General features: G+C 54.2%; 20 protein-coding genes. 15 read left to right on the top strand and 5 right to left on the bottom strand.

What is annotated here, in order from left to right:
• The first annotated feature begins 7 nt into the window (after window positions 1-7).
• The 12 genes from WKJ03_RS06660 (at window position 8) to pelA (ending at window position 15,395) form a co-directional block, all read left to right on the top strand.
• A complete protein-coding gene (locus WKJ03_RS06660) occupies window positions 8-1,030 on the top strand; it encodes a TRAP transporter substrate-binding protein (RefSeq protein WP_337841395.1) in 1,023 nt (340 codons plus the stop codon).
• Window positions 1,023-1,520 carry a TRAP transporter small permease gene (locus WKJ03_RS06655; RefSeq protein WP_337841394.1) on the top strand — a complete coding sequence of 166 codons (498 nt, stop codon included), beginning with the start codon at window positions 1,023-1,025 and terminating at the stop codon, window positions 1,518-1,520. The genes WKJ03_RS06660 and WKJ03_RS06655 overlap by 8 nt, the downstream gene beginning before the upstream one ends.
• Complete coding sequence (locus WKJ03_RS06650; RefSeq protein WP_337841393.1) at window positions 1,520-2,815, top strand: TRAP transporter large permease; 1,296 nt, start codon at window positions 1,520-1,522, stop codon at window positions 2,813-2,815. Before WKJ03_RS06655 ends, WKJ03_RS06650 begins: the two co-directional genes overlap by 1 nt.
• A gap of 93 nt (window positions 2,816-2,908) precedes the next feature.
• Window positions 2,909-3,937 carry a LacI family DNA-binding transcriptional regulator gene (locus tag WKJ03_RS06645; RefSeq protein WP_337841392.1) on the top strand — a complete coding sequence of 343 codons (1,029 nt, stop codon included), beginning with the start codon at window positions 2,909-2,911 and terminating at the stop codon, window positions 3,935-3,937.
• A gap of 818 nt (window positions 3,938-4,755) precedes the next feature.
• Window positions 4,756-6,273, top strand: coding sequence for a glycoside hydrolase family 28 protein (locus WKJ03_RS06640; RefSeq protein WP_337841391.1), 1,518 nt, complete (start codon window positions 4,756-4,758; stop codon window positions 6,271-6,273).
• 72 nt (window positions 6,274-6,345) lie between these two features.
• A complete protein-coding gene (locus tag WKJ03_RS06635) occupies window positions 6,346-7,911 on the top strand; it encodes an altronate dehydratase family protein (RefSeq protein ID WP_337841390.1) in 1,566 nt (521 codons plus the stop codon).
• A gap of 28 nt (window positions 7,912-7,939) precedes the next feature.
• On the top strand, window positions 7,940-9,352 hold the full coding sequence (gene uxaC, locus WKJ03_RS06630) for a glucuronate isomerase (RefSeq protein WP_337841389.1): 1,413 nt from the start codon (window positions 7,940-7,942) through the stop codon (window positions 9,350-9,352).
• Window positions 9,349-10,872: a mannitol dehydrogenase family protein gene (locus WKJ03_RS06625; RefSeq protein WP_337841388.1), complete on the top strand. Its 1,524-nt coding sequence runs from the start codon at window positions 9,349-9,351 to the stop codon at window positions 10,870-10,872. Before uxaC ends, WKJ03_RS06625 begins: the two co-directional genes overlap by 4 nt.
• Window positions 10,869-11,537, top strand: coding sequence for a bifunctional 4-hydroxy-2-oxoglutarate aldolase/2-dehydro-3-deoxy-phosphogluconate aldolase (eda, locus tag WKJ03_RS06620; RefSeq protein ID WP_337841387.1), 669 nt, complete (start codon window positions 10,869-10,871; stop codon window positions 11,535-11,537). Before WKJ03_RS06625 ends, eda begins: the two co-directional genes overlap by 4 nt.
• Before the next feature lie 13 nt (window positions 11,538-11,550).
• Window positions 11,551-12,492, top strand: a complete 942-nt coding sequence (locus WKJ03_RS06615; protein ID WP_337841386.1) for a sugar kinase — start codon at window positions 11,551-11,553, stop codon at window positions 12,490-12,492.
• A 90-nt stretch (window positions 12,493-12,582) separates the two neighbouring features.
• A complete protein-coding gene (locus tag WKJ03_RS06610) occupies window positions 12,583-14,205 on the top strand; it encodes an NADP-dependent glyceraldehyde-3-phosphate dehydrogenase (RefSeq protein WP_337841385.1) in 1,623 nt (540 codons plus the stop codon).
• A 26-nt stretch (window positions 14,206-14,231) separates the two neighbouring features.
• Window positions 14,232-15,395 carry a pectate lyase gene (gene pelA, locus WKJ03_RS06605; RefSeq protein WP_337841384.1) on the top strand — a complete coding sequence of 388 codons (1,164 nt, stop codon included), beginning with the start codon at window positions 14,232-14,234 and terminating at the stop codon, window positions 15,393-15,395.
• 152 nt (window positions 15,396-15,547) lie between these two features.
• Here pelA and WKJ03_RS06600 read toward each other — a convergent pair whose 3' ends face one another.
• A complete protein-coding gene (locus tag WKJ03_RS06600) occupies window positions 15,548-16,729 on the bottom strand; it encodes a heparan-alpha-glucosaminide N-acetyltransferase domain-containing protein (RefSeq protein ID WP_337841383.1) in 1,182 nt (393 codons plus the stop codon).
• A gap of 7 nt (window positions 16,730-16,736) precedes the next feature.
• On the bottom strand, window positions 16,737-18,815 hold the full coding sequence (locus tag WKJ03_RS06595) for a TonB-dependent receptor (protein WP_337841382.1): 2,079 nt from the start codon (window positions 18,813-18,815) through the stop codon (window positions 16,737-16,739).
• Window positions 18,816-19,335: 520 nt separating this feature from the next.
• Between WKJ03_RS06595 and WKJ03_RS06590 the strand changes: the two genes are divergently transcribed.
• A complete protein-coding gene (locus WKJ03_RS06590; protein ID WP_337841381.1) occupies window positions 19,336-21,057 on the top strand; it encodes a potassium/proton antiporter in 1,722 nt (573 codons plus the stop codon).
• Window positions 21,057-21,872 carry a polysaccharide deacetylase family protein gene (locus tag WKJ03_RS06585; protein WP_337841380.1) on the top strand — a complete coding sequence of 272 codons (816 nt, stop codon included), beginning with the start codon at window positions 21,057-21,059 and terminating at the stop codon, window positions 21,870-21,872. The genes WKJ03_RS06590 and WKJ03_RS06585 overlap by 1 nt, the downstream gene beginning before the upstream one ends.
• Here WKJ03_RS06585 and WKJ03_RS06580 read toward each other — a convergent pair.
• Window positions 21,869-22,807, bottom strand: coding sequence for a ZIP family metal transporter (locus WKJ03_RS06580; RefSeq protein WP_337841379.1), 939 nt, complete (start codon window positions 22,805-22,807; stop codon window positions 21,869-21,871). The genes WKJ03_RS06585 and WKJ03_RS06580 overlap by 4 nt on opposite strands.
• Window positions 22,808-22,916: 109 nt before the next feature.
• On the bottom strand, window positions 22,917-23,411 hold the full coding sequence (locus WKJ03_RS06575; RefSeq protein ID WP_337841378.1) for a malate synthase: 495 nt from the start codon (window positions 23,409-23,411) through the stop codon (window positions 22,917-22,919).
• 122 nt (window positions 23,412-23,533) lie between these two features.
• Between WKJ03_RS06575 and WKJ03_RS06570 the strand changes: the two genes are divergently transcribed.
• Window positions 23,534-25,045 (top strand): DUF3612 domain-containing protein, encoded by a 1,512-nt coding sequence (locus tag WKJ03_RS06570; protein ID WP_337841377.1) that lies wholly within the window; start codon window positions 23,534-23,536, stop codon window positions 25,043-25,045.
• Here WKJ03_RS06570 and pyrC read toward each other — a convergent pair whose 3' ends face one another.
• The gene (gene pyrC / locus WKJ03_RS06565) at window positions 25,046-26,086 is read right to left on the bottom strand and encodes a dihydroorotase (protein WP_337841376.1); all 1,041 of its coding nucleotides are present in this window, start codon (window positions 26,084-26,086) and stop codon (window positions 25,046-25,048) included. It abuts the gene before it with no gap.
• Between the last annotated feature and the right edge of the window lie 17 nt (window positions 26,087-26,103).

The raw sequence follows: 26,103 nt of genomic DNA, 5'->3' as shown, positions 1-26,103 counted from the left end.
GAAGAGGATGAAATGGTGGTATAGCCTGGCAGCTGGCTGCTGGCTGCTGTCCGGCTGTCAGCAGGCTGAGCCGACGCTGACACTGCGGATGGCGCATTCGCTGGATCAGGAGCATGTGGTGCACAAAGCCATGCTAAACATGGCGGAACGGCTGGAACACTACTCAGGCGGCACGATGAAGATCCAGGTGTACAGCGGTGGTCAGCTTGGCTCTGAACGTGAACTGATTGAACTGCTGCAAATAGGCTCTTTGGCATTAACCAAAGTATCGGCCGCACCGCTGGAAGGCTTTGCTCCCAGTATGCAGGTATTCAGTGTGCCTTATGTGTTCCGCGACGAGCAGCACTTGTGGCAGGTGCTGGAAGGTCCGATCGGCCAGAAGCTGCTGGCGGATTTGTCGCCGGTACGGCTAAAAGGCCTGGGCTATTATGATGCCGGCAGCCGCAGTTTTTATACCACCAAAGCGAAAATCAGCAGCCCGGCCGATTTAGCCGGCCTGAAATTCCGCGTGCCGAACAGCCAGACCGCCGTGCAGATGGTGCAGACGCTCGGCGGTGCCGCCACGCCGGTGGATTGGGGCGAGCTGTACACCGCTCTGCAGCAAGGTGTGGTGGATGGCGCCGAAAACAACCCGCCCAGTTTTTATTTATCCCGCCATTACGAGCTGTGTAAGTACTACCTGCTGGATGAACATACCAGTGTGCCGGACCTTATTCTGATGAGTCAGCATATCTGGGACCGTCTGAGCGCAGAGCAGCAGGGCTGGTTACAGCAGGCCGTGGCTGACTCAGTGGTGTATCAGCGGGAAGCCTGGAAAATCTCAACCCAAGAGGCGCTGGCCAAAGTCAAAGCAGCTGGAGTGGAGGTGATTTACCCGGACAAAACCCTGTTTATTCAGGCGGTGCAACCGCTACACCAACGCCTGCAAGGTTCTGTGGTCGGCGATTTAATCAGTGCTATAGCACAAGTGAAAGCCGCGCCGGAGAAGGTTCAAAGGCCGACCCAAACACAGGAGCCGCAACATGACTAAATCGTTGTTCTGGATCGATCAATTTTTACGTCGGGTGCTGATTGGCCTGATGGCCGCCATTGTGCTGGTGGTGTGCTGGCAGGTGGTATCGCGGTTTATCCTGGGTAGCCCCAGTTCAATGACCGAAGAAATTGCCCGCACCTTGTTGTTGTGGATTGGTATGTTAGGGGCGGCCTGGGCTTATCGCACCGGCCAGCATCTGGGGCTGGATATTCTGACCAGCAAACTGCCGGCCACAGCTCAGCACAAGATGGCAATGTTGCTGACCAGCTGTGTGGTGCTCTTTGCGGTCGCTGTGCTGGTTATTGGTGGTGGCGCCTTGGTGCGGCTGGCCTTTGAGCTGAACCAGATGTCAGCCGCCTTGGGCATTGGTATGGGCTGGATTTATTTGGTGTTGCCGCTGACGGGCTTGCTGATTGCCCTGTATGGCTACTGCCAGCTGTTGTGTTTGTGGCGTGGTAAGCCATTGAATTGTGCGGAGTCGGAATAATGGAATTGTCTGCATTGGTGTTATTGGGGCTGTTTTTTATTCTGCTGTTTTTAAACGTGCCCATTTCGTTTTGTATTGGTTTAGCCACCCTGGCGACCATGTTGTTGAGTATGGATCTGCTGCCAGCCATCACTACGCTGGCGCAGCGCATGGCGGGTGGCCTGAACAGTTTTGCTTTGCTGGCCATTCCGTTTTTTGTACTTTCCGGTTTATTGATGGGGCGTGGCGGTATAGCCAAGCGGCTGATTGAATGTGCGATGGCGCTGGTTGGTGCTTTGCCAGGTGGCCTGGCGCTGGTGAATGTGGTGTCCTGTATGTTGTTTGGCGCTATCTCTGGCTCTGCAGTGGCGGCGACCTCTGCCATTGGCAGCTTTATGCTGCCGGAGATGAAAAAGCAGGGCTATGACGACAACTACAGCGCCGCGGTAACGGCTGCTGCTTCCACTACAGGTCTGCTGATCCCTCCCAGCAATATTATGATTGTGTACGCTATCGCCAGTGGCGGTGTGTCTGTTGCTGCCTTGTTTGTGGCCGGTTATCTGCCCGGTATTTTGTTGGGCCTGGCGCTGATGGTCGTTTGTGCCGGTTACGCCAAGATCAAAGGTTTTCCTGTCGCCGCCCGTTTGCCATTGTCTGTGGTGATCCCCAAAGTGGCGGCAGCCATTCCCAGTATGCTGATGATAGTGCTGGTGATTGGTGGCATTATCAGCGGCGCTTTTACCGCGACCGAAGCCGGTGCCATAGCTGTGGTCTATTCCTTTGTGCTGGCGGTAATGATTTACAAAGAAGTGGCGCTGGCCGACTTAGGTAAAATTTTGCTGAAATCAACGGAGACCACCGCCATAGTGTTGGCGCTGATTGCCACTTCAGCGGCCATGTCCTGGATTCTGTCCTACGAAAATATTCCACAGTCGGTCAGTGCAGGCTTACTCACCTTAAGTGAAAACCCCATTCTGATCCTGTTGCTGATCAATCTGATTCTGCTGATCGTCGGCGCCTTTATGGATATGACGCCAGCCGTGCTGATCTTCACGCCTATTTTCTTGCCGGTGGCGATGGAGTTGGGCCTGTCGCCTGTTCACTTTGGCATTATGATGATTCTGAACCTGTCGATTGGCCTGATTTCTCCGCCGGTCGGCAGTGTGCTCTTTGTCGCCTGTGCCGTCGCTAAAGTGAAGCTGGAACAACTGTTAAGGCCACTGTTGCCTATGTATCTGGCCATGATTGCCGTCTTATTGCTGATTACCTATGTGCCGGCCATCAGCGAGTGGCTGCCAGCGGCGCTTGGGCTGTAGCGGAATTGTTGCGGCTGGCTTGTGTTTTGCAGTTCAGGATAGAATGGCTGTGGCCGAGCTGTAACTGGCCCTTTTAACCATGGAGTAACACCTTTGATCTCACTGAAAACCTCGACCATTAATGACGTGGCCCGTATTGCCGGCGTGTCTAAACGCACTGTGTCCAGGGTGCTGAATGGCTCTGTGAGTGTTGGCGAGTCGACCCGGGTCCGGGTGGAAAAGGTGATTGCTGAACTGAACTACACACCCAGTCCGCAGGCCCGTGGCCTGGCGTCCAGCCGCTCTTATCTGCTTGGCTTGATTTATGATAACCCGGACGCCTTGTATCTGGATGATGTGCAGCGTGGTGTGCTGGAGATCTGTTCACAACGTGGTTATGAGCTGGTGGTTCACCCCTGCCGCTACCGCAGCGAAACTCTGGTGCAGGACTGCTTCACCTTTATCAACAGATCCAAACTGGATGGGGTGATTATTCTGCCGCCCGTGTCGGAGTTGGAACATCTGGCGCAGGCTTTGGATCAGGCAGGCCAGCCTTATGTGCGGCTGACCTCTGTACTGCTGGATGAACCCAGCCGCTCCGTGGTGTCTGATGACAGAGCGGCAGCGGCTGAAATGGCGCGGTATTTTGCACAGTTGGGTCACCAGCATATTGCCTATATCAGCGGTCCGTTACGCTACAAATCCTCGGTCGAACGTTTGAATGGTTTTGAACTGGGTTTGTCGGCTTATGGCATTAAACTGCGATCGGACTGGGTGCTGGAAAGTGAAGCGACCTATGAAGCCGCTACCCAGTGTGCCATGCAGCTGCTGAGCCAGCCGGAGCGGCCTACCGCCATTTTTGCCTATAACGACCAGATGGCGGCAGGCTTGCTCAAAGCCGCTTATCTGCTGGGCATCAAGGTGCCGGAGCAACTGTCAGTGGCGGGTTTCGATGACAACTTACTGGCCAGCCGGGTGATCCCGGCCCTGACCACCATTCGCCGGCCGGTGCGGCAAATGGCTCAGCTGGCGGCCACCAAAATTATTCTGAGCATTGAAGACAATGACTCAGCAGCCCGCAATGTGGCGGCCAAAGTAGCACCGACTTTAGTGGTGCGGGATTCCACCTTAAAACAGGATTAACCCCTAATGTCAGTCAGATAAGCATTTTTTATGCAAAAACTGCTTATCTATTCAGTAGATGGTTCAGATGCAGCGGAAAAGACAAAGCCCACGCAGACCCGCCGTGGATACATCCCTGTAGGCTCCTGTTCGGCATCCATGCCTCACAGGGTCTGCTTAGTTCTTTACCTTCCCTCGCTTTGGATACCGCCTTTGCTTTTATTGCCTCGAACTCGTGGTGAATGTCCCCCTTAGACGGCAGTCCCGGCACTTCGCTGAGCTTCGTGCGTTCATTCGGTGTCAAGCCAAACCCTTGGCTTGTCGAAAGCCCGAATGAACCCAGACAAAATTGGGTGGCCAAGGTTTTAAGCCGGGAAGTGTGTGAGTGAAGCGCGGTAGCGCTGAGCGAGTTGTCCCGGCGCTTTGGACGCGCGATTTTGGGCCGGGCTTTATACGGACTATGTCCTTCCCTTCGGGCCAGCTAAAGCTGTTCAGCGCAAGCGCTGTCGCAGCCGGATGGGGTCGGTTTTAGAATTGGCTCCTGCCAATTCCCCTTCGGGCCGTCCTGCCTGCTTTTGCTTTGTGGTCCTTTCTTTTATCGATATAAAAGAAAGGACCTCGCCAAAGGCGAAACAACCATGTTCAAGGCAAAGAAAATGTCGACTCTGCAGCATAAAAAACAATGCCAGTCAGCTTAACTGACTGGCATTAATTAACCCCCCTTTTATTGTCCTGAAAGGTCAACAAAGCTTAAGCTCGAGTTATGGCTCTAATTAATTTGTCCATCGGTGGCATAAAGTTAAAATGTCATATTGCTACCGGTGGCAAGTTGTTTTAAGATGAGTTTATTCCAGAATAAAAAGGGCCGGACTACAGGCCTGAGCAGAGTGAAGCGGATGGACAGACGAGATTTCCTGAAAAGCTCCTTAGCATTCACAGCCCCTGTGCTGTTGAGTCATTGCAGCTCCGTTGCTTCAACAGCACAGGTGTCAGAACTGGACAGATTGTGGCAGCAGGCTGACGCTATTGAAGCGTCCATCCGGGCCGTGGTTATTCCGCCAAAAGTCTATCAGGCCAGCGCTCATCAGGTGCAGGTACTGCCCAGTCAGGCCGAAGCCATTCAGGCGGTCAGTCTGGCCCGGCATAACCGTCAGGCGTTGCAGGCACTGATTGATTTATGTCACCAGCAAGGCGGTGGCCGGGTGCTGCTGAGTGCCGGCGTCTGGCCTTGTGGCGCCATCCGGCTGAAATCCAATGTGGAGTTGCATCTGGCCAAAGATGCGTTATTGCAGTTTGTGCCTGAGCCGGAACTTTACCTGCCTTATGTGCATACGCGTTGGGAAGGTATGGAACTGATGGGCTATCAGCCACTGATTTATGCTTATCAGGCGACCAATATTGCTGTAACGGGGCAGGGCCGTATTGATGGCGGGGGCAGCAATCAGCACTGGTGGCCGTGGAAAGGCGCGTGGAAACACACACCCTGGCAGGTAAACCCTGAGCAGGAGCAAAAAAACGGTCGTGATTTGCTGATGCAAATGACAGAACAGGGGCTGCCAGTGGAACAGCGGGTACTGACACCGAATTTTCTGCGCCCGCCTTTGCTGCAAACCTATGACTGCCAGCAAGTGCTGATTGAAGGCCTGACACTGACCAATTCACCATTCTGGCTGATCCATCCGGTGCTGACCCAGGATTTAACAGTGCGTAATGTAAAGTGCATCAGCCATGGACCGAATTCGGATGGCTGTGATCCGGAATCCTGCCAGAGGGTGCTGATTGAAGGTTGTGAATTTGACACAGGTGATGACTGCATCGCGCTCAAATCCGGCCGCAATGCCGATGGCCGTCGGTTCGCCACTCCGGTGCAGCAGGTGCTGATCCAGGATTGTGTGATGAAAGCCGGTCATGGTGGTGTGGTGCTGGGCAGTGAGATTTCTGGTGGCGCTCAAGCGATTTTTGCCCGTCGTCTGGTCATGAGCAGCCCGGATTTAGACCGGGGACTGCGGATTAAAACCAATGCGTTGCGTGGCGGTGAAATCGACACAGTGGCGCTGCGTGACATTGTGATTGGTCAGGTGAAAGACGCCATAGTGATCAACTATTTTTATGAAGAAGGCCGGGATGGTGCTTATCTTCCCCAGGTCCGCAATCTGTCTTTACACAATGTGGAGATAGGTCAGGCAGAACGTTTATTTGAGCTGCGTGGTTTTGCCGAGGCGCCTATAGGTCTTATTCAGTTGTCTAAGGTGACAGCCAGGGCTTTGCAGCTGGGCGTGCTGGAGCAGGTGAGCGAGATCCGGACACAACAGGTGCAACTGAACGGTGAGGCCTGGCAACACAACCCACAGAGTTAAATTTTTGTCCGGCTTTTGCTACCGATGGACAATGGCGAATTTCAGGCTGTATAGCGGCCATAAGGGTCAACAGTGAGTACAGAAATCAAGTCACAATCTGCCAGTTGCAGTGCCCCCCTGACCGGCGAACCACAGGCGTTGGTCTGGCAGGTGCATCCACGTGACAATGTGCTGGTGGCTTTACAGAACCTGGAGGCAGGTCAGCAGCTGCCAGAACCCTGGCAACATATTCGCCTGCCGGAAGCGGTGCAGGCTGGCCATAAGCTGGCGTTAACGGCCCTGGCCCAGGGCGACAAGGTGATTAAATACGGCTATGCCATTGGGGTACTGACGGCCGATGTGGCGGCAGGTAGCCATATCCACAGCCATAACCTGAAAACGGCGCTGGCTGGTGAACTGGAGTACAGCTACCAGGGCTTACAGGCCAGCCCTCTGAGTTATCCGGCCGATTTACCCACCCATTTTAAAGGCTACCGCCGTGGCAATGGTCAGGTCGGCACCCGCAATGAGCTGTGGATTTTAAATACGGTCGGCTGTGTCAATCAGGCGGCCAGCCGTATTGCCAAAGCCGCCCAGCAGTATTGTGAAGCGCAGCAACTGCCAAATATTGATGGGGTTTTTGCTTATACCCACCCCTTTGGCTGCTCGCAGCTGGGGGATGATTTAAACCATACCCGCAGCATTCTGGCTGGCCTGGCGCAAAACCCCAATGCCGGTGCTGTGCTGATTATTGGTCTTGGCTGCGAGAACAACCAACTGACCACCTTGCTGATGGGGCTGGAGCACCTGGACCAAAACCGTCTTCGCGCCTTTAACGCCCAGCAGGTCAGTGATGAGGACGAAGAGGGTCTGGCCGCCGCCAAAGAACTGCTGCAGCTGATGAGTCAGGATGCGCGCACCGACTGCCCGGTGTCGGATTTAAGTTTGGGCATGAAATGCGGTGGTTCAGATGGTTTCAGTGGCCTGACCGCCAACCCGCTGGTGGGCCAGATTGCCGATTTAGCCAGTGCTGCCGGTGCCAGAGTGATCCTGACCGAAACGCCCGAGATGTTTGGGGCTGAGCAGGTGCTGATGGCGCGGGCCCGCACTGAGCAGGTGTTTGACGGCATAGTGCAGCTGGTGAATGACTTTAAACAGTACTTTATTGCCAATAATCAGCCGGTGTACGAAAACCCAAGTCCGGGCAATAAAGCCGGTGGTCTCACCACACTGGAAGAAAAGTCGCTGGGGGCTATTCAGAAAGGTGGTTCCGCCATAGTGGAGCAGGTGATTGACTATGGTCAGCAGGCCAAAGTGCCTGGCCTGACCTTATTGCAGGGCCCCGGCAATGACGCGGTGTCCTCCACCGCCTTAACGGCCGCTGGCGCCACCCTGATCCTGTTTACCACTGGCCGCGGCACGCCGCTGGGCTTTCCGGTGCCCACCGTCAAAATTGCGTCCAATTCGGCGCTGGCGGCCCGCAAACCGACCTGGATTGACTATGACGCCGGCTCCATGTTGCAGCCTGGGCAGTCGGTGACTGAATTTGCCAAAGAATTTTTCCGTTATTTAGTGGCGGTGGCCTCAGGTGAGCGCACCCGCAACGAAGTGTATCTGAACAAAGAAATCGCCATCTGGAAAAACGGCGTGACTTTATAAGCGCAGCCCCAAGGCTAAGAGAGACATCATGACAGTGCTGAGTTTACATCCCGATCGTTTATTTGCCGCCGAACCACAGCAACGTGATATCGCGCGCCGTTTGTATGCCGAAATCAAAGATTTGCCTATTATCAGCCCGCATGGTCACACAGACCCGCGCTGGTTTGCCGATAACCAGAATTGGGACAATGCCACCAGCCTGCTGCTGTTGCCGGATCACTATGTATTCCGTATGCTGTACAGCCAGGGCATCAGCCTGGAGCAACTGGGCATTCGCCGTAAAGACGGCAGCCCGGTGGAAACAGACTACCGCAAGATTTTCCGCATTTTTGCTGAACACTATTACCTGTTCCGCGGCACACCATCCCGCATCTGGCTGGATTCGGTGTTCCACGACGTGTTTGGTCTGAATGTGGCATTAAGCCCGCAAACTGCGGATCTGTATTACGACCAGATCAATGCGGCGCTGGCGACCGCCGCCTATAAACCACGGGCGCTGCTGGACCGTTTTAATATTGAAGTCATTGCCACCACAGAAGGTGCGCTGAACGATTTACGTCATCATGCCAAACTCAAAGGCAGCGGTTTTGAAAAACGGGTGATCACCACCTTCAGGCCTGATGACGTGGTGGACGCAGACCGCGCTGATTTTGCCGCCAATATCGCCAAACTGGGCGAACTGACAGGTCAGGACACCCAAAGCTGGGCCGGTTACCTGCAGGCACTGCGCATTCGCCGGGCTGTATTTCGCGACCACGGCGCTACCGCGACCGACCACGGTCACCCCACCGCCAAAACCGCCGATTTGCCATTAAAAGAAGCCGAAGCGCTGTTTGCCAAATGCCTGGCTGGCACGGCCAGCGCGGAAGAGACCGAGCTGTTCCGTGGCCAGATGCTGACCGAAATGGCCGGCATGAGCTTGGAAGATGGCATGACGATGCAAATTCACCCCGGTGCCCACCGCAATCATAACCAGGTGATTTTTGAGCGTTTTGGTGCCGACAAAGGCGCAGATATTCCAAGCCCGACCGAATATGTCAGCAACTTAAAACCGCTGCTGCAGAAATACGGCAACGAGCCCAGCCTGAAGATTATTCTGTTTACGCTGGACGAAACCACCTACGCCCGGGAGCTGGCGCCATTGGCCGGTCATTACCCTGCACTGAAACTGGGCCCGGCCTGGTGGTTCCACGACAGCCCGGAAGGCATGTTGCGTTTCCGCCATCAGGTCACTGAAACCGCTGGTTTTTACAATACGGTCGGTTTTAATGACGACACTCGTGCGTTTCTGTCGATTCCGGCCCGTCACGACGTGGCCCGCCGTATTGACTGCCGTTTCCTGGCGCAGCTGGTGGCCGAGCACCGTCTGAACGAAGACGAAGCCCATCAGTTGGCGCATGATTTGACTTACAAATTAGCCAAGCAGGCCTACCAGTTATGAGTCGTCTGAGCCGCACTACTGCGCAGGACCTGTTGCCTGCTTATCTGCAGAACAAAACACCGGGCATAGGTCTGGTGCATTTAGGCCCCGGCGCTTTTTTCCGCGGTCACCAGGCCTGGTACAGCCACAGAGCTCTGTTGCTCGCTGGTGGTGACTGGCGCATTTGTGCGGTATCAATGCGAAGCTCTGACGTGGCCGCTGCATTACAGCCACAAGATGGCTTGTATTACCTGGCAGCGATGGAGCAACAGACCGAACTGGAACTGGTTGGCTCCATTGCCGAAGTGCTGGTGGCACCCAATCAATACGGTCAGGTGCTGGCGCGGTTAACGGCGAAACAGTGCCGTTATGTCACTCTGACCATTACCGAAAAAGGTTATTGCCTGAATGGCCGTGGTGAGCTGGATTTAACCCTGCCGGTGGTGGCCGCTGATCTGGCGTTGGCGGAAGTGCAGCCAGACGGTGCTGTGCGGGCCGAGTCTGCCATTGGCTTGCTGGTTCAGGCGTTGTTTCTGCGTTATCAGGCCAATTTGCCGCTGCTGACCTTAATGAGCTGCGACAATCTGACCGACAATGGCCACAAGCTCAAAGCCGCAGTCCAGGCCTTTGCTGCCAACGCGCTGGCGTATCGCGAACAAGCGGGTTTTATTGCGGCCTTACAGCAGCTGATTTGCCCTTGTTCTATGGTCGACAGCATTACCCCGGCCACAGACGATGCGCTGCGTGAGCTGGTGCAGCAGCAAACCGGTTTTACCGATGCCTGGCCGGTGAAACGCGAAGCTTTTGTGCAATGGGTGGTGGAAGACGTATTGCCTGCGGAACAACCGGCCTGGCGCGAAGCCGGGGTGATTTTCACGCCGGATGTGACCGCCTTTGAGAAAGCCAAACTGCGTTTATTAAACGCCCCGCATTCCACTCTGGCGTATCTGGGCTCCTTGCTTGGCCTCGAAACTGTGCTGGATGCGATGGCGCACCCCCAGTTAGCTGCGCTTGTCAAACAATTGGTGCAGCAGGAAATTTTACCTTCGGTGCCTGAGCTCAAAGGCCTGGATTTAGCCCAGTACAGCGCTGCTATTTTCCAGCGCTTTTTAAACCCCTCAGTGCGGCATTTGCTGGCACAAATTGCCTGGGATGGTTCACAAAAACTGCCAATGCGGTTGATCCCGGTGATTCTGGATAACGTTCAGGCCGGTCGTCCGGTACGGCTGCTCGCCGTCGCTATTGCCAGCTGGCTGCAGTTTATCCGCCGCCGTGCCATGCAGCAGCATTTGGCTGAACCTGTGCCATTGGTGGACCCCTTAGCCTCGCAGTTACTGGCAATAGCAGGCCAGTGCAGTGGTAAGGCCGCCACCGATTTGCCCTTATGGTTGGCGCTGGATGCTGTGTTTCCGGCCAGCCTGAGTCGGCACCCGCTGTTTGTCCCGGCTTTGTGCCGTGCTTATGACCTGTTGAGCCACCAGTCGGCGACCGACGCTTTGCAGCCCCAATGGAACTTGTTACTTAACGGAGACCCTGTATGACCGCTTTGTCCCGCTTATTAAAGGGCTGCCCTTTATTGCCCATTATTCAGACTGAACAACCAGAGCAGGCTGTCGATATAGCTGTTGCGCTGGCGCAGGGTGGGGTGAGTGCGGTGGAAGTGGTGCTGCGCACGTCAAAAGCGCTGGAAGCCATCAGCGCCATTCGTTCGGCCTTGCCTTCGGTACTGGTCGGTGCTGGCACTGTGCTGAATGCGGCTCAGGCGCAGGACTGCAAAAATGCCGGTGCCCAGTTTCTGGTCAGCCCGGCCTCTACACCCGCCTTGCTGCAAGCGATGATCGACACCGGACTGCCGTTGGCACCAGGCGTATCGACTGTGTCGGAAATGGCAATGGCCCACGAAATGGGCCTGAATGAACTGAAGTTTTTTCCTGCTAATTTAAGCGGTGGCACGCCGATGCTGAATGCAGTGCGCAGCATTTTACAGCAAGTGCGTTTCTGTCCGACCGGTGGTATCAGCGCGTCGAATCTGACAGAGTACCTGAGCCTGCCCAATGTATTTGTGGTGGGCGGCAGCTGGCTGACACCGGCCGATCTGGTCAAAGCGGGCGATTACCTGGCTATCACGGCGCTGACGGCCGAGTCTGTACGTCTGGCCAGCGCCTGTCTGGCCGAAAAATCTGCGCCACTGCGCAAATCAGCTTAACAAGGGGAAGTGTATGACGGGTCGGGTCATCGTATTGGGCGAATGCATGGTGGAGTTGTACCAACTGGTGGAAAACGTCTATCACCAGAATTTTGCCGGTGATGTATTTAATACCGCCGTGTATTTAAAGCGGATGAACCCGGCTGTGCAGGTCGACTTTTTTACCGCAGTAGGCACCGATTTAATCAGCGATAAATTGCTGGCGGCGGTGGAAGCGGAGAAGCTTGGCAGCAGCCTGATGCTGCGCAGTAAAACTGCCCGCCCAGGCCTTTATATGATCAACACCGACTGTTTCGGCGAACGCAGCTTTGTGTACTGGCGCGACAGTTCGGCCGCAAAACAAACCATAGCGCTGTACCAGCAACAGCTGACGTTGGGTCAGCTCAGCCGCAGTGACTGGTTTTATTTCTCCGGCATCAGCCTGGCGATTTTGCCTGAAGCGGACCGTGCAACCTTGTTTGGTCTGTTGGCTGAATTAAAGGCGGCCGGTGTGAAAGTGGCCTTTGACCCGAACTACCGCCCTGCCTTATGGCGCAGTGTCGACGACTGCAAAGCCGCTTTTGTGCGTGCTTATGCCTTATCCGATTTGGCGCTGCCCGGGCTGGACGACCACAAAGTGCTGTTTAACGCCCAGAGTACTGAGGATGTGGTGGCACAACTGACGGCTTTAGGTGTGGCTGAAATAGTAGTGAAAAACGGCAAAGAGGGGGCCACTGTGCGCACCAGTACCGCCAGCTTCCATATGCCTGCGGTCACGGTGAAAAAAGTGGTGGATACCACTGCTGCAGGCGACTCCTTTAATGGCGGTTATCTGGCCGCGCGTCTGGCCGGAAAAGATGCCAAAGCAGCAGCCCGGCTGGCTGCAGCCTTAGCGGCATTTGTGGTGGAGCATACAGGCGCCATCGTTAGCCATGACAATTTCCGGGCCTTTACACAGCGCTATAGCCTGAATTAGGTAGAAAAAAATGGAGCTGGCCCGAATAGAACAATAACGCCAGCAACCCAGCCTGGGTTTGCAATCCATGAATTGCGAAAAGGAGCCCCTATGTCTGAATTAAAGCTGTTATTCCCGACAGCGGCCGAGCTGGCCGCTGAATTTCCACAGCCTGATGCGCTTGAGCAGCGGCATTACCTGGTGGCTGGTGCACTGCAGCAATGGCTGGGTGAACTGGCTCCTGTGATCAGCCCTGTCTGCTTGCGTGATGATCGCACAAAGGAGCTGACCCCAGTGATCCTGGGCGCAACCCCGCTGATGGACAGCGCAGCCGCCTTGCAGGCGCTGGACGCCGCCGTTAAGGCCTATGATTTGGGCCGCGGCCATTGGCCGACGCTGCCGGTGCTCGAGCGCATCCGTCATATTGAAGCCTTTTTGGCGGCCATGCTGAAGCAGCGTGACGCCGTGATCCGGCTGCTGATGTGGGAAATTGGCAAAAATACCCTGGATGCCAGCAAAGAATTCGACCGTACCTGTGACTACATTCGTGACACCATTCAGGCAATGAAGCAGCAGGACAGAGCCGACAGCCACTTTGTCAGCGAGCAGGCTGTGTTGGGCAAAATCCGCCGGGTGCCGCTGGGGGTGGTGCTTTGTATGGGGCCTTTTAACTACCCGTTGAATGAAACCTTTACCACCTTAATTCCTGCCTTGATGATGGGCAATACGGTGGTGTTTAAGCCAGCCAAATACGGCGTTTTACTGATTGAACCGCTGCTGCAGGCCTTCGCCGATTGCTTCCCTCCTGGGGTTATTAATGTGATTTATGGCCGTGGCCGTGAAACTGTTGGCGCGCTGATGGAAAGCGGCAAAGTGGATGTGCTGGCTTTTATCGGTACTAACAAAGGCGCCAGTGACTTAAAACGGCTGCACCCTAAGCCACACCGGCTGAAAGCTGTGTTGGGTCTGGATGCGAAAAACCCGGCCATAGTGCTGCCTTGCGCTGATATGGCCGCCACGGCCAAAGAAATTATTGCCGGAGCTTTAAGTTTTAACGGCCAGCGCTGTACGGCGCTGAAAATCATTTTTGCGCCGCGCGCTCAGGTCGAGGCACTACTGCCGCTGTTAGTGTCGGAAATCAATAAGTTACAACTGGCTATGCCCTGGCGTGCCGGTGCACAAATAACCCCAATGCCGGAGCCAGGCAAAACGGCGGCCATGCAGGCGCTGATTGAAGATGCACTGGCAAATGGTGCGACAGTGCAGAACCCGGGCGGCGGCGAGCTGGCCGGGCCTTTAATGCGGCCAGCCTTGCTGTACCCGGTCAGCCCAGCCATGCGGCTGTATCAGGAAGAGCAGTTTGGTCCGCTGGTGCCGCTGGTGCCTTATGACGACATCAGCGAAGTCATTGAGTATGTGATCCACAGCAACTTTGGCCAGCAACTGAGTATTTTTGGTCAGGACGGCGCGGCGATTGGGCCTTTGGTCGACTTGTTTGCCAACCAGGTGGGCCGCATCAATATCAACAGCCAGTGTCAGCGCAGCCCGGATTCCTTCCCTTTTACCGGCCGCAAAGACTCAGCCGAAGGCACCTTGTCGGTGCAGGATGCCTTGCATCAGTTTTCCATTCCGACACTGGTGGCTATTAAAGGGACTGAACAGGGCATTGGTCTGGTACGCAGCATGGTGCAGCAGCGTCAGTCTGGCTTTTTAGCTACGGATTTTTTGTTCTGAGGCCGCTGTGGTTCGGGCTTATCGCTGTGGCTGGCTGTCTGCTGCAACAGGTGGCTGCTGACTCCTATTGGGCTGATGCTGAGTTGTCAGATCGCTGGCAGCAGTACCTGCAACAATCTGCTGCGCTGTTGCAGCAACAACAGCAAGACTTTAGGGCCGAACTGCGTGAAGCAGGCCTTACCCAGCCTGTGGCTGCTGTCAGGCTAAAAGGTTTTGGTTTATCAGCCATTGAGTCGGCAGAACAGCTCAGTGCCGTGCTGAGTTATCAAAGCCATAGCGGCGGTTGGAGTAAAGGCACAGATATGCGTCAGCCGCGCCAGCCCGGGCAGTGGGCTGGCAGTGAGCCTGACTATATACCGACCTTTGACAACGGTGCGACCAGTACACAAATGCGCTGGCTGATGGCGTATTTTCCCAAGGCTGATGCCACTTCGCAGCGGCAAATCCGTCATAGCCTGAACCGCGCTTTGCTGTTTCTGTTGCAAGCCCAATACCCCCATGGCGGTTTTCCGCAAAGTTATCCGCTGCGGGGCAGTTACCATGACGCGGTGACATTAAATGATCATGTGATGGCGGAATTGTTAACCCTGCTGTGGGACATCAGTGAGTCGACGCTGTTTAGCACTGAGCAGCAACAGCAAGCCCGAGAGGGCTTTAGGCGCGGTGTGCAGTTTCTGGTGAATGCGGTGGTGGTTCTCAAAGGCCGCCCGACTGTCTGGGCTGCCCAGCATCATCCCTTAACGCTGACTCCGGTGGCGGCCCGTAAATTTGAACAGGCCAGTCTGGTCAGCACCGAAAGTGCCAAACTGCTGGCTCTGTTGCTGGGCAAAGCCAGTGACCAGCCTGGGGTTCACTGTACCTTGTGTTATGGCGCTTTATGGCTGCAGCAGCATCAAATCAAAGACAAAAAATGGCAACGCACAGCCACAGGTTCCAGTCTGGAGCCGGAGAAAGGCCGGGTGCTGTGGGCGCGTTTTTACAGTCTGAGCGACGAAAAACCGGTGTTTTTTGATCGCGATGGTCAGACGTACAGTGACGTCAATCAGTTGTCACTGGAACGGCAGCAAGGCTATGGCTGGTACCAGTCGGAAGGGAAAGCCTTTTTAAAAGCCTGGGCCAAACGACCTGAGCTGCAACAACAGTGTGCGCCAAGCCAGCAGGAGCTTGGCCATGCGACGAAAGCTCCTTAGCTGGCATTGGCTGCTGTGTTATCTCTGCCGGCTGGAAACTGCAGATCCCGCCTGTGGCAAACAGCGCCACGCCGCCAGGTACCTGCAGTGTGCTCCCAAGGCCTGATTTTAGCTGTTGAACGCACTGAGACAGGGCTGGAGAGGTTTTCCGCTCAAAAGTAAGTCAGCCAGGGTTTTGTGTGTTTTTCCCGGTGTTTGTAGTGCGCAAAGCATTTTGTAGGTTTGTACAGTACTATGGGTAAAATGATGGCAAATGCCCAAATAAAGTAATAGGAATCGACACCAAATCTGTCGCCTTGGTTGGCACCAAAAATAAGGTAAAAAATGCTGTAGATGAGCAGTATCACATACAAATGAAGCAGATAAATAAACATAGGCGCTGAGCCAAACACCCTCAGGGCCCTGGTAAATGGATTCTCAATGGATTCAAACAGGCGGAGCAATAACAACCCTGTACCAATGGTGACCAGCAAAAAATCTAAGGATGGCGGGTATTTGGTAAAGTTGAAGAAGGCCATCACAGTAAGCACCAGGGTTGGCTGGGGATGCCAGGGCAAGCTTTCGCCATAGAGATTGAACCCCCGCAGCAAGGCCAGCAACACATAACAGCCCAGGCCTGAAGCGAGCAGCAGTTTCCTGCGGTTTTCCGGCGACCGCGCATGTGCGTACAAAGGCCCGGCGAAATAACCGACCAGAATAACCCCTATCCATGGCAATACCGGATAAGACACCCGGATGGTCACAGGGCCTGTATCCGTCAGGTAGCCTCTGTCATGCAGCAATGTCCACAGATTGTATCCCCATTCATCGGGCGTGAAATGCACAGGTGAAAGTAAGTTATGCCCCACCACAATGGTGAAACCCAAGACTCCAATCAGCCAATAATTCAGTTTACTCAGCACTGAAAGCGCCAACATACACAAGCCGATAGCCCAGATCACCTGTAGGAAAATGGTGCTGATGGAGCCCGCCCACACCAGGTAGACAGCCGTCAGTTCCAGAAAAATTAAAAACAAACCGCGTTTAGCCAAAAAACCTGTGGGTGAGCGAACGGCTTTATTCGCCGGATGGGCATAGAGCCAGGCAGATAAGCCGGTTAAAAATACAAACATAGGTGCACACAGATGCGCCAGATAACGGGAAAAATACAGCGCAGGCGACGTCTGTGTGATATCCATCGGGTCCAGCAATGGAATATGTAATGCAAAGCGCTCGCGGATATGGTCCAGCATCATAAAAATAATGATTAACCCCCGCATCGCATCGATAGACAGGATGCGATTGGTCTGACTTAGAGCGGCAGCCTGACTCGCATTATGAGCAGCTAGCGCCATACTGCCTTCAGAAACCATAACGGACCCCGACACGGTAGCTGCGGGGTTCTCCCGGCACTGTCCACAGCGCTGAATAAGAGTTCAGTACATAGTGCTTATCAAACAGGTTGTCGATATTCAGCTCCAGCTGCCAGTTTGCACTCAGCTCACTGCGTAAAAACAAATGGGTCAGGCTGTAGGATGGCAGCAGGTAAGACGGCTGCACTGAATCCCCCAGCCGCTCGCTCTGGTAACGCCAGCGCACACCCGCATTGTGCTGGTAACCCAAAGCAGCAAAATGCTGGTTCAGCGCCAGGCTCAGGTTGTGTTTCGGCACGTTCACCAGGCGGCTGCCCGCCGGGATCTCGACACCCCAGTCCAGGCTCAGCGCGTTGTTTAAGGTGCGGCTGTCCAGCCAGGCGTAGGACAGATCCAGTGTTAAATCTTTGGTCAGCGGGTAACGCAGGTCCAGTTCCACACCCGTGCTTTGGGCTTCACCCAGAGGCGCAGCAAAACCGACGTTGACAGGGTCTGAGGTCAGAATATTGGTTTTGGTGCCATCAAACAGTGCCAGAGTCCAGCTGGCGCCTTCTTCATGCCATTTCAGTCCCATCTCCTTCGAGCGGCTGCTCTCAGGGTCGAAACCCCGGCCCAGATAATCGGCACCGCTGAGCGGTAAAAAGCCCTCAGAATAACTGGCATACCATTGCACATGGGCTGTCACATCGTACACCAGACCTAAACGTGGGCTGCGCTCGGTAAAGGATTTATCTGCCCTGGTGCCTTTGGTTTGTTCTTCCAGGTTCTGTCTGATGTGATCCAGCCGCAGACCCACTAACAGCTGCCAGTCCGGATGCAAGCGGATAATATCCTGTACATACACACCATGAGCTTTCTGCTGCTCTAAATTGGCGTACAGCGGGTTGACTGTGCCTGGTACAGCGACGCCATACTGCGGGTTAAAAATATCCAGTGCGTAACTGCCTTTGCTGCCACGGTAACGGCCCAGGTAAGTGTAGAGTTCATAGTCGTAACCATCAGCACCCAGCATCAGGTGATGCGTAAGCCCCAGCCACTGCAGGCTGCCGCTGATTTCGGCCCGGACTGACAAATCTTCAGACCAGTAATCACGGAAACGGCGCTGGCGGGTCAGGGTCTGGCCATCGTCGTATAAGGACTGGCGGGAAACGGCCAGTTCCGCGTCGGAAGAAAAACCAGACAAATCAGAGTCGCGGTAACTGACGCCGGCATTAAATGCCCAGCCATTGGCCAGATCCTGTTGGTAAGTGAGCTGGTGGCCGCGGGCGCTGATCTCGGTCGGGCCATCATCGGGTTCCCCCAGATAACGCTCGCGTGGCAGGGTGTCAAAATTGTTATTCAGCACCACTAAACCACGGTCAAATAATTGAGATTGTTCTAGGTATTCAAATTCATACAACAAAGAGCTGTCCGAATTGATTTGCCACAGCAGTGACGGCGTGACCACTTTTTTGTCTGAACTGACCTCGTCGCGGAAGCTGCCGTAATCCTGCACAGCGCCATTGACCCGAAACGCCAGTGCATCGGAAAGGCCCGTTGTGTAGTCGGCTTCAACGCGATTTTGCTCAAAACGGCCGTGGCTGGCTTTGATATAACCCTGAGAATCAAACGCCGGTTTACGGGTGACTATATTAATGGTGCCACCAGGTTCTGAGCGGCCATACAAAGCGGAACCAGGCCCCTTCAGTATTTCGACATATTCAACATTGGATAAATCGCGGTGACCGCTAAAACCGCGGCCGCCATTAAACCCATTAATCAAATAACCGGAAGGCATATTTTCGTTGCCCGGGAATCCGCGTAATGAATAACTGTCCCATAAACCACCGCCATTGTTTTGCCGGGCAATACTGGCCGAGCTGTCCAGAGCATCCTGAAACCGGCTCAGGGCCAGCTGATCAAACTCATCGCGTGACAATAGATCAATGGCCTGAGGCAAATGCTCGGCTGGCACATTGCCACGGTAAGCCTGATGATGATGAACTTGAATATGCTCAACAGAGGTTTCAGCTGCATTGGCGACAATAGAGCCTGACAATAAGGCGGCAACAAGGGACAAGCGGGGCATGATGGTTCCTTCAATAAAAAAGTGATGTGATAGTATCACGTTTTGTCTGAGGGATTCGAGTCATTGCCGATGAAATAACGGGAATCAGGGGTCATTCGCTTGTTACATTGATTAACAATTTGTTTATGTTTATTTTGCTTCTGTTCAGGCACACTGGCAGGGTCTGAATGGATCGAACTAGCGCATCAGACCTTTAAGCTGCCTTCTGGCAGCTTTTTTCTTTTTTGAGCCGGCAACCAGGCTTGTGCTGATGAATTTAGTCGGTTTCTTGCACCATCCCTGTTGAACTGAGTTTTTATGGTGAAAACCTGGTTTTATTTTTTATCATTCGCAGGTTAAGGGCTGTTTAATCTGAAGTTTAGTTAAAAATGTTTCGAAGTAACTTATTGAAAATAATTAACTAAAAAAATATTTCTTGCTATATCATTAATTTGGCCATGATTTTTTATCATAAAGCCCATAGATAACCAGCAAAGATCTGGTATCTTGAAAAAACAGCACAGCAACAGGAGGCCGCATTTTGGATGCTATTACCATCAATAACTTATTACTGATTGGTGCCTTGCTTGTTGCGTCCAGCATTATGGTCAGCTCGGTGGCCAGCAAAATTGGTGTGCCTATTCTGGTTATTTTCCTTGCTGTGGGCATGCTGGCTGGTGTCGACGGTCCCGGTGGTATTGAATTCAACGACTATTCCCTCGCTTATCTGGTCAGTAACCTGGCGCTGGCGGTCATTCTGCTGGACGGCGGGATGCGTACCAATGTGAAAACATTCAGGGTGGCGCTCTGGCCATCGTTGTCGCTGGCGACTCTGGGGGTGGCCATTACCGCTGGCTTAACCGGTGTGGTGGCGGCCTGGTTATTTAATCTGGAACTGATTGAAGGCCTGCTGATTGGGGCCATTGTTGGTTCCACCGATGCCGCAGTGGTATTTAACCTGCTCAATGGCAAAGGGCTGAACGAGCGGGTTGGTTCGACACTGGAAATTGAATCCGGCACCAACGATCCGATGGCGATGTTTTTAACCGTCACTTTGATTGCGATGATCGCTCAGGGCAAAAGCAGTTTTGAGCTGATGATTCTGGTGGATCTGGTGCAGCAGTTTGGTGTGGGTATTCTGCTCGGGCTGGGCGGCGGCTGGATGATGTTGCAGCTGATCAATAAGCTGGAAATTGCCGATGGTCTGTACCCTTTGCTGGCCGTCAGCGGCGGCATTCTGTTGTATGCCGTTTCCAGTGCAGTGGGTGGCAGCGGCATTATGACGGTCTATGTACTAGGCCTGATGCTCGGCAATAAACCGATCCGCAATCGCCATGGTATTTTGCATATGTTTGACGGGCTGGCCTGGCTCAGCCAGATCGGTATGTTTCTGGTGTTGGGGCTGCTGTTGACGCCGTCAGAACTGCTGCCCATCGCCATTCCTGCACTGATTCTGTCGTTATGGATGATCTTCTTTGCCCGGCCTTTATCCGTCTTTGTCGGTTTGCTGCCGTTTCGCAGCTTTAAACTGAAAGAGCGGCTGTTCATCTCCTGGGTTGGCTTACGGGGGGCAGTGCCGGTGATTCTGGCTGTGTTCCCGCTGATGGCGGGCCTTGAGCATGCCCATCTGTTTTTTAATGTGGCGTTTTTTATTGTGCTGGTGTCTTTGCTGATTCAGGGCACCACGCTGAGTCTGGCTGCGCAAAAAGCCAAAGTGGTGGTGCCGCCTATGCCGATGCCGGTGTCCCGAGCCGGTATCAATGTGCATCTGACCAGTCAGTGGGAAATTTTTGTCTACAAGCTGGGCGCCGAAAAATGGTGTATCGGCGCCGAATTGCGTGAGCTGAATATGCCGGAAAATACCCGTATTGTGGCTTTGTTCCGCGAGCAAATGCTGTTGCACCCAAGCGGCAGTACCACATTGCTCGAAGGCGATATTCTTTGTGTGATGGCCCATGACGCTGATTTACCTGTGCTGGGGCGGATGTTCAGCGAAACCCCACAACGTAACTTCGATTTTGGTTTCTTTGGCGACTTTATGATTGAAGGCAACGCCAGACTGACGGACATGGCCTTATTCTATGCTCTGGACCTGGCTGGGATGGATAAATTCGACAATATAGGTGATCTGTTAACCGAACTGGTCGGTGGTAAACCTGTGGTCGGTGATACCTGCCAATGGAGTAATATGCTGTGGACCATCGCTGAGCTGGATAACGGCAAGGTGAAAAAAATCGGGGTGAAGCCGCTGGAGTCTGACTGATGCTGAAGGTGAAACTGCTTTGTGTCTGGTTGAGTATCTGGCTTTATGCGGCTTTCTCTGCGTCTGTGTCAGCAGCGGCTGAATTTCAGTGGCCGCAAGGGGCCAAAGCGGCGGTCAGTCTGTCTTATGACGATGCTTTGCTGAGTCAGCTGGAACATGCAGTGCCCGCATTAAACCAGGCTGGTTTGAAAGCCAGCTTTTATCTGCCAACCGCCTTCCCGGTATTCCGGCAGCATTTGTCACAGTGGCGGCAGGTCGCTGAGCAGGGGCATGAGCTGGGGAATCATAGTGTCAGCCATCCCTGTCGCCCTGAAGGCAGGCCCTGGGTGACGCCAGAGCAGGATTTAAACCGGCGCACTGTGGCGCAAATGCAGCAGGAGCTGCTGGAGGCGCATCAGGCGCTGGCCGCATTGGATCGGCAAGCACTGCGTACCTTCACGCCACCTTGTTTTGACTTTCAGGCCAAAGACGGCCATTACTGGGCCAGATTGCCGCCCTTTTTACTGGCAGCCAAAACCAATCAGATCCAGCAGTGGACCAGCTACAATGGTGTCAGCGTGCCAAACCTGTTTCTGGTCGTTGAACAACAAAGCTTTGCAGAAATTAAATCCTTTCTGCTGCAGGCGGCCGCGCAGGGCGCGTTAGCCAATCTGTTGTTTCATGGCGTCGGAGGCGATCATATGGCGGTGTCGGTGCAAACCCATCAGGCCATTCTGGATTACCTGAAACAGCATCAATCCCTGTATTGGACCGACACTTACCTGAGGATTCAGCAGTATCTGCAACAAGGTAAAATACCCTCGCCGCAGGCTTAACCCAGACTGGTGTCCAGCACCATCATCACGGCAAAACCCAGCATCAGGCCCAAAGTGGCCGGTGTCTGATGACCATTTCTGTGAGTTTCCGGTATCACTTCATGTGACACCACAAAGAGCATAGCTCCTGCAGCCAGGCCAAGCCCTACAGGGTAGGCCAGCGCAAAGCCGCTGGATAACCCCACGCCCATCAGCGCTCCCAAAGGTTCCAGAATACCGCTGGCTGCAGCCACCAGCACGGCCAGACCAGGATTAAAACCTGCGGCCCGCAGTGACAGGGCCACAGCTAAACCTTCAGGAATATCCTGCAATGCGATGGCGGTGGCCAGCGGCAGACCCACACTCATATCCCCATTGGCGAAACTGACACCGACCGCCATACCTTCCGGCAGGTTATGTAAGGCGATGGCAAATACAAAGAGCCAGATGCGGTCGCATTTCTGGTGCCCCGGGCCACAAGGGCCAGTTTTGTCATGTTCGTGCGGAGTAAAAGCATCCAGCCCTAACATCAGCAGCACACCCAAAGCCATACCGCCCACCACGACAAAAGAACCCAAAGCGTCACTGTGCAGCAGTTCGGAGCCGGCTTCGATGCCGGGCAGTATCAGGGAAAAGGCGCTGGCAGCCAGCATCATACCGGCCGCCAGCCCCAGCAGGCTGTCTTCCACTACGGCATTGAGGCGGCGGAAAAATAACGCAGGTACAGCGCCCAGTGTCGTTGCCACAAAACCCGCAGTGCCACCCAACAGCGCCAGTTTCAGTTTGTCGCTGCTGGGGCTGTCAGACAAATGCAACAGACTTTGGCCAAGCAACAGCAGCACAGCCAGCAGCGCCACAGCCAAACCAAAGGCTGCCAGTTTGTGATCAACAATATGGCTGCGAAGTTCAGGCCACCAGCTGTGGCCGCTCAGGGATAAGGAGGTTGGCGTGTTCATCGTAAGGCTCCTGTTGCACTGGTCCCAGTAAAACCTGTTTTGGGGCCCAAGTGCAACAGCAGCTGGCTGAGATAAAACGATGGTGGTTTTCGCTTAAAACGATGCAACCTTATTGGGGCTGATAAAAACCGCCTTGCAGGCTCCGGAAGCACGGGCTGTGCTGCGCCGGGCTGACACAGGCTGCCGGTGTGGTGTTGCCTCTTAACATGCTGAACCACTGGCCGTCCGACAGCTGCAGCAGAATGTCACTGATGCCGGCTTTATCTTCACTGCTTGCACGGCAAAACAGTAACTCGACGTGGCGGCCATTATCGCTCAGCAGCAGGCTTTGCGGTTTTTCTTCGGCGCCACCAAAAGCCACCAGTTGCGCCGGGTTTTGCAGGCCGGTCTGGCTGCCGTCAGCAAAAAACACCAATAAATGCTGGTAATACACCACATAACTCTGCACATCCTGATGGCTGCCTCTGTCCAGTGGAAAGACTTTGTCGAGGAAGGCTTTGGAATAATCCAGGATCTGACGGCGGTGCATCACATTAAATTCCGCAATCATCTGGCACTGTTGCTGGAAGGGCTGCTCCTTTGGGGTCAGGGCTGTATTGTTCATGGTTTGTTCCTCGTTATTTTCTGTGTAGGGTGGTCACACCAGTTGTCACTGTGTGAAAAACAGTCTAGTCTGAAAATCTGACAAATTTCACAATAAAAACTTCACACTGTGAATTTTACAAAATGAGCCAATCCAGCCTGAGCCGACAGTCGCATTTTTTGGGCACCAAAGTGCGCAATTTACGTAAACGCAACCAACTGACGATGGAGGATTTATCCACCCGTTGTGTGCGTATCAGTCCGGAATACGCGCCGTCTGTGTCGTACCTGTCGATGATTGAAAACGGCAAACGTACGCCATCGCGCGAAATGCTGGAAGTGATAGCCCAGGTGTTTCAGAAGGAAGCGGACTGGTTTCTGGATGGCGATGAGCAGCAGCTGGACCTGACACCGGCCAAATTCAGCAGCAAAGGCGGTGTGTCCGGTATGCCGCTGGAGCCTGGCTTTTTATTCACCCAGGACATTTTGCAAATTGCGATACCGGAGATGTTGTCACAAACCGGTATCAGCGGCCGACAGTTTGCGCAGCTGTTGATCCGGGCCCATCAGGAACATCACCAGAACCATTTTCCCGAACTGGAACGGGCGGCCGAAGAAGTCGGTTTAAAACGAATGCCACTGAACCTGGATGAGCTGCTGCAGATTTGTCGCCAGCTGGGGTTGGAGCTGCACTGGTTCAGTGAAACGCCATCTGAAGTACTGGATGAACTGGGGGTGCGCAGTCAAAATGTGCCCACCTCGTATTTTTTGCCTCCGAATCAGCTGCACCTGAACCAGTTGCTGCAGCAATGGCCAACCCGGCTCAAGTATGAGCTGGCGGTGCACATAGGCCATGCGGTGTTGCATGGCAAAGACAGGGTGAAAAGCAGCATGCAGGTGGGCGGTGCTTACGACAGTGAAAGCACAGATACCGCCTCTATGGCACCGCAGGATATATTGCAGGCCTGGCGTGATTTTGAATCCAGTTTTTTTGCCGGCGCTTTGCTCTGTCCGAAACAGCCCTTCCGCCAACTGTTGGACAGGACAGGTTATGCCATCAGCAGCCATGAACTGGCGGGCGTGTCTGCCTCGGTGGCCATGCGCCGGATGACGGCGGTTTCGCCCTACAGGTACTGGCATTATTTTGATGCCTATACGCCGGGCAAACTCAAGGCCGTGTACCGTGGCAATGGTATCCCTCTGCCTTGGGGCAATATGCGTCAGGTGCCCGATCCTTGCCAGCACTGGGCGGTATTCCGCATGTTTGGCCAGCCGGATACCGGTTCGTCAGCCCAGTTGTCTTTGCTGGATGTGCAGGGCAAACCACGGATTTATTGCTGTGAATCCACCAAAGTGACGGACCTGGCAGGCAATGCCCATGTGCTCTGTGCCGGAGTGGACTTAAACCCGGCGATCGCCGCACAGGGCATAGATGCGGATACAATGGCACTGGAACTGAAACAGTTGTGTGTCACGGCGCAGGGCGGCGTGATGGTGCCTAAAGCCATTCGCAGCACTTTAAATACAGTGGCCAATGTGCTGAATATTCAGTGGGTGCAACGCAGTATGGAAAAACCAGCCCAGCTGATTTGTGCCAGAGGCGGCAGTTGCCCCCGGCAGCCGGGCTGTTATCAGAGTTGTCAGCACAAGGTCTGATCACAGACCTTGTTGCAGTTTCCAGCTTAACTTCTGCTCAGCGAAAAACGGCACTATAGGGCTGCCGTCTGGCAGGCTGATTTCAGCTGGCACAGTCCAGTCTTCTTTCACCAGCGTAATGGTGCCGCTGTTGCGTGGCAGATTGTAAAAATCCGGGCCATAGTGGCTGGCGAATGCTTCCAGTTTGTTCAGGCAACCCAGCTCTTCAAACACCTGGGCATAGAGCTCAATCGCACTCCAGGCACTGTAACAACCGGCGCAGCCACAAGCCGCTTCTTTTTTGTGTCTGGCATGGGGGGCTGAGTCGGTGCCGAGGAAAAAGCGTGAATGGCCGGAGGCCACCACAGCGCGTAAGGCTTCCTGGTGCGTACGGCGCTTTAAGACAGGCAGACAATAATTATGGGGCCTGACACCGCCAACCAGCAGATCATTGCGGTTTAGTAACAAATGTTGCGGTGTGATGGTGGCAGCCACCCGCTCTGGGGCTGCTTTGACAAATTCGGCTGCATCGGCGGTGGTGATATGTTCAAACACCACTTTCAGGCCTGGTACTTTTTCAACAATCTGCGATAAGTGCAGGTCGATAAAGACTTTTTCCCGGTCGAAAATATCAACATGGCTGTCGGTGACTTCACCATGCACCAGCAGCAGCATCTGCTGTTCGGCCATCACTTCCAGCACAGGGTACAGCTTGCTTAAACTGCTGACACCTGAATGCGAGTTGGTGGTGGCGCCAGCCGGGTAGAGTTTGGCGGCAACCACACCAGCCGCTTTGGCCGCTTTGATGTCGTCAGCACTGGTCTGGTCGGTCAGGTACAGCACCATCAAAGGTTCAAAGCTGCTGCCTGTCGGGCGGGCTGCCAGAATACGGGTTTTGTAGGCCATGGCCTCAACAGCGTTGGTGACAGGAGGAACCAGATTTGGCATGACAATGGCACGGCGGAAACAACGGGCCGTGGCTGCTACGGTTTCTTTGAGCATATCGCCGTCACGAAAATGCAGATGCCAGTCGTCAGGGGTCTGAATGGTCAGAGTGGTCACAGTTCTCTCCTCGGGTC

The sequence above is a fragment of the Rheinheimera sp. genome, from assembly GCF_037442525.1.
Classification (GTDB): Bacteria; Pseudomonadota; Gammaproteobacteria; order Enterobacterales; family Alteromonadaceae; genus Pararheinheimera.
This window is presented reverse-complemented; position numbering and strand designations above follow the sequence as displayed.

Excerpts from the sequence above, each read along its gene's own strand:
- WKJ03_RS06660 (WP_337841395.1), top strand. The coding sequence starts at position 8 with ATGAAATGGTGGTATAGCCTGGCAGCTGGCTGCTGGCTGCTGTCCGGC.
- WKJ03_RS06655 (WP_337841394.1), top strand. The coding sequence starts at position 1,023 with ATGACTAAATCGTTGTTCTGGATCGATCAATTTTTACGTCGGGTGCTG.
- WKJ03_RS06650 (WP_337841393.1), top strand. The coding sequence starts at position 1,520 with ATGGAATTGTCTGCATTGGTGTTATTGGGGCTGTTTTTTATTCTGCTG.
- WKJ03_RS06640 (WP_337841391.1), top strand. The coding sequence starts at position 4,756 with ATGAGTTTATTCCAGAATAAAAAGGGCCGGACTACAGGCCTGAGCAGA.
- uxaC (WP_337841389.1), top strand. The coding sequence starts at position 7,940 with ATGACAGTGCTGAGTTTACATCCCGATCGTTTATTTGCCGCCGAACCA.
- WKJ03_RS06625 (WP_337841388.1), top strand. The coding sequence starts at position 9,349 with ATGAGTCGTCTGAGCCGCACTACTGCGCAGGACCTGTTGCCTGCTTAT.
- eda (WP_337841387.1), top strand. The coding sequence starts at position 10,869 with ATGACCGCTTTGTCCCGCTTATTAAAGGGCTGCCCTTTATTGCCCATT.
- WKJ03_RS06615 (WP_337841386.1), top strand. The coding sequence starts at position 11,551 with ATGACGGGTCGGGTCATCGTATTGGGCGAATGCATGGTGGAGTTGTAC.
- WKJ03_RS06610 (WP_337841385.1), top strand. The coding sequence starts at position 12,583 with ATGTCTGAATTAAAGCTGTTATTCCCGACAGCGGCCGAGCTGGCCGCT.
- WKJ03_RS06600 (WP_337841383.1), bottom strand. The coding sequence starts at position 16,729 with ATGGCGCTAGCTGCTCATAATGCGAGTCAGGCTGCCGCTCTAAGTCAG.
- WKJ03_RS06595 (WP_337841382.1), bottom strand. The coding sequence starts at position 18,815 with ATGCCCCGCTTGTCCCTTGTTGCCGCCTTATTGTCAGGCTCTATTGTC.
- WKJ03_RS06585 (WP_337841380.1), top strand. The coding sequence starts at position 21,057 with ATGCTGAAGGTGAAACTGCTTTGTGTCTGGTTGAGTATCTGGCTTTAT.
- WKJ03_RS06580 (WP_337841379.1), bottom strand. The coding sequence starts at position 22,807 with ATGAACACGCCAACCTCCTTATCCCTGAGCGGCCACAGCTGGTGGCCT.
- WKJ03_RS06575 (WP_337841378.1), bottom strand. The coding sequence starts at position 23,411 with ATGAACAATACAGCCCTGACCCCAAAGGAGCAGCCCTTCCAGCAACAG.
- WKJ03_RS06570 (WP_337841377.1), top strand. The coding sequence starts at position 23,534 with ATGAGCCAATCCAGCCTGAGCCGACAGTCGCATTTTTTGGGCACCAAA.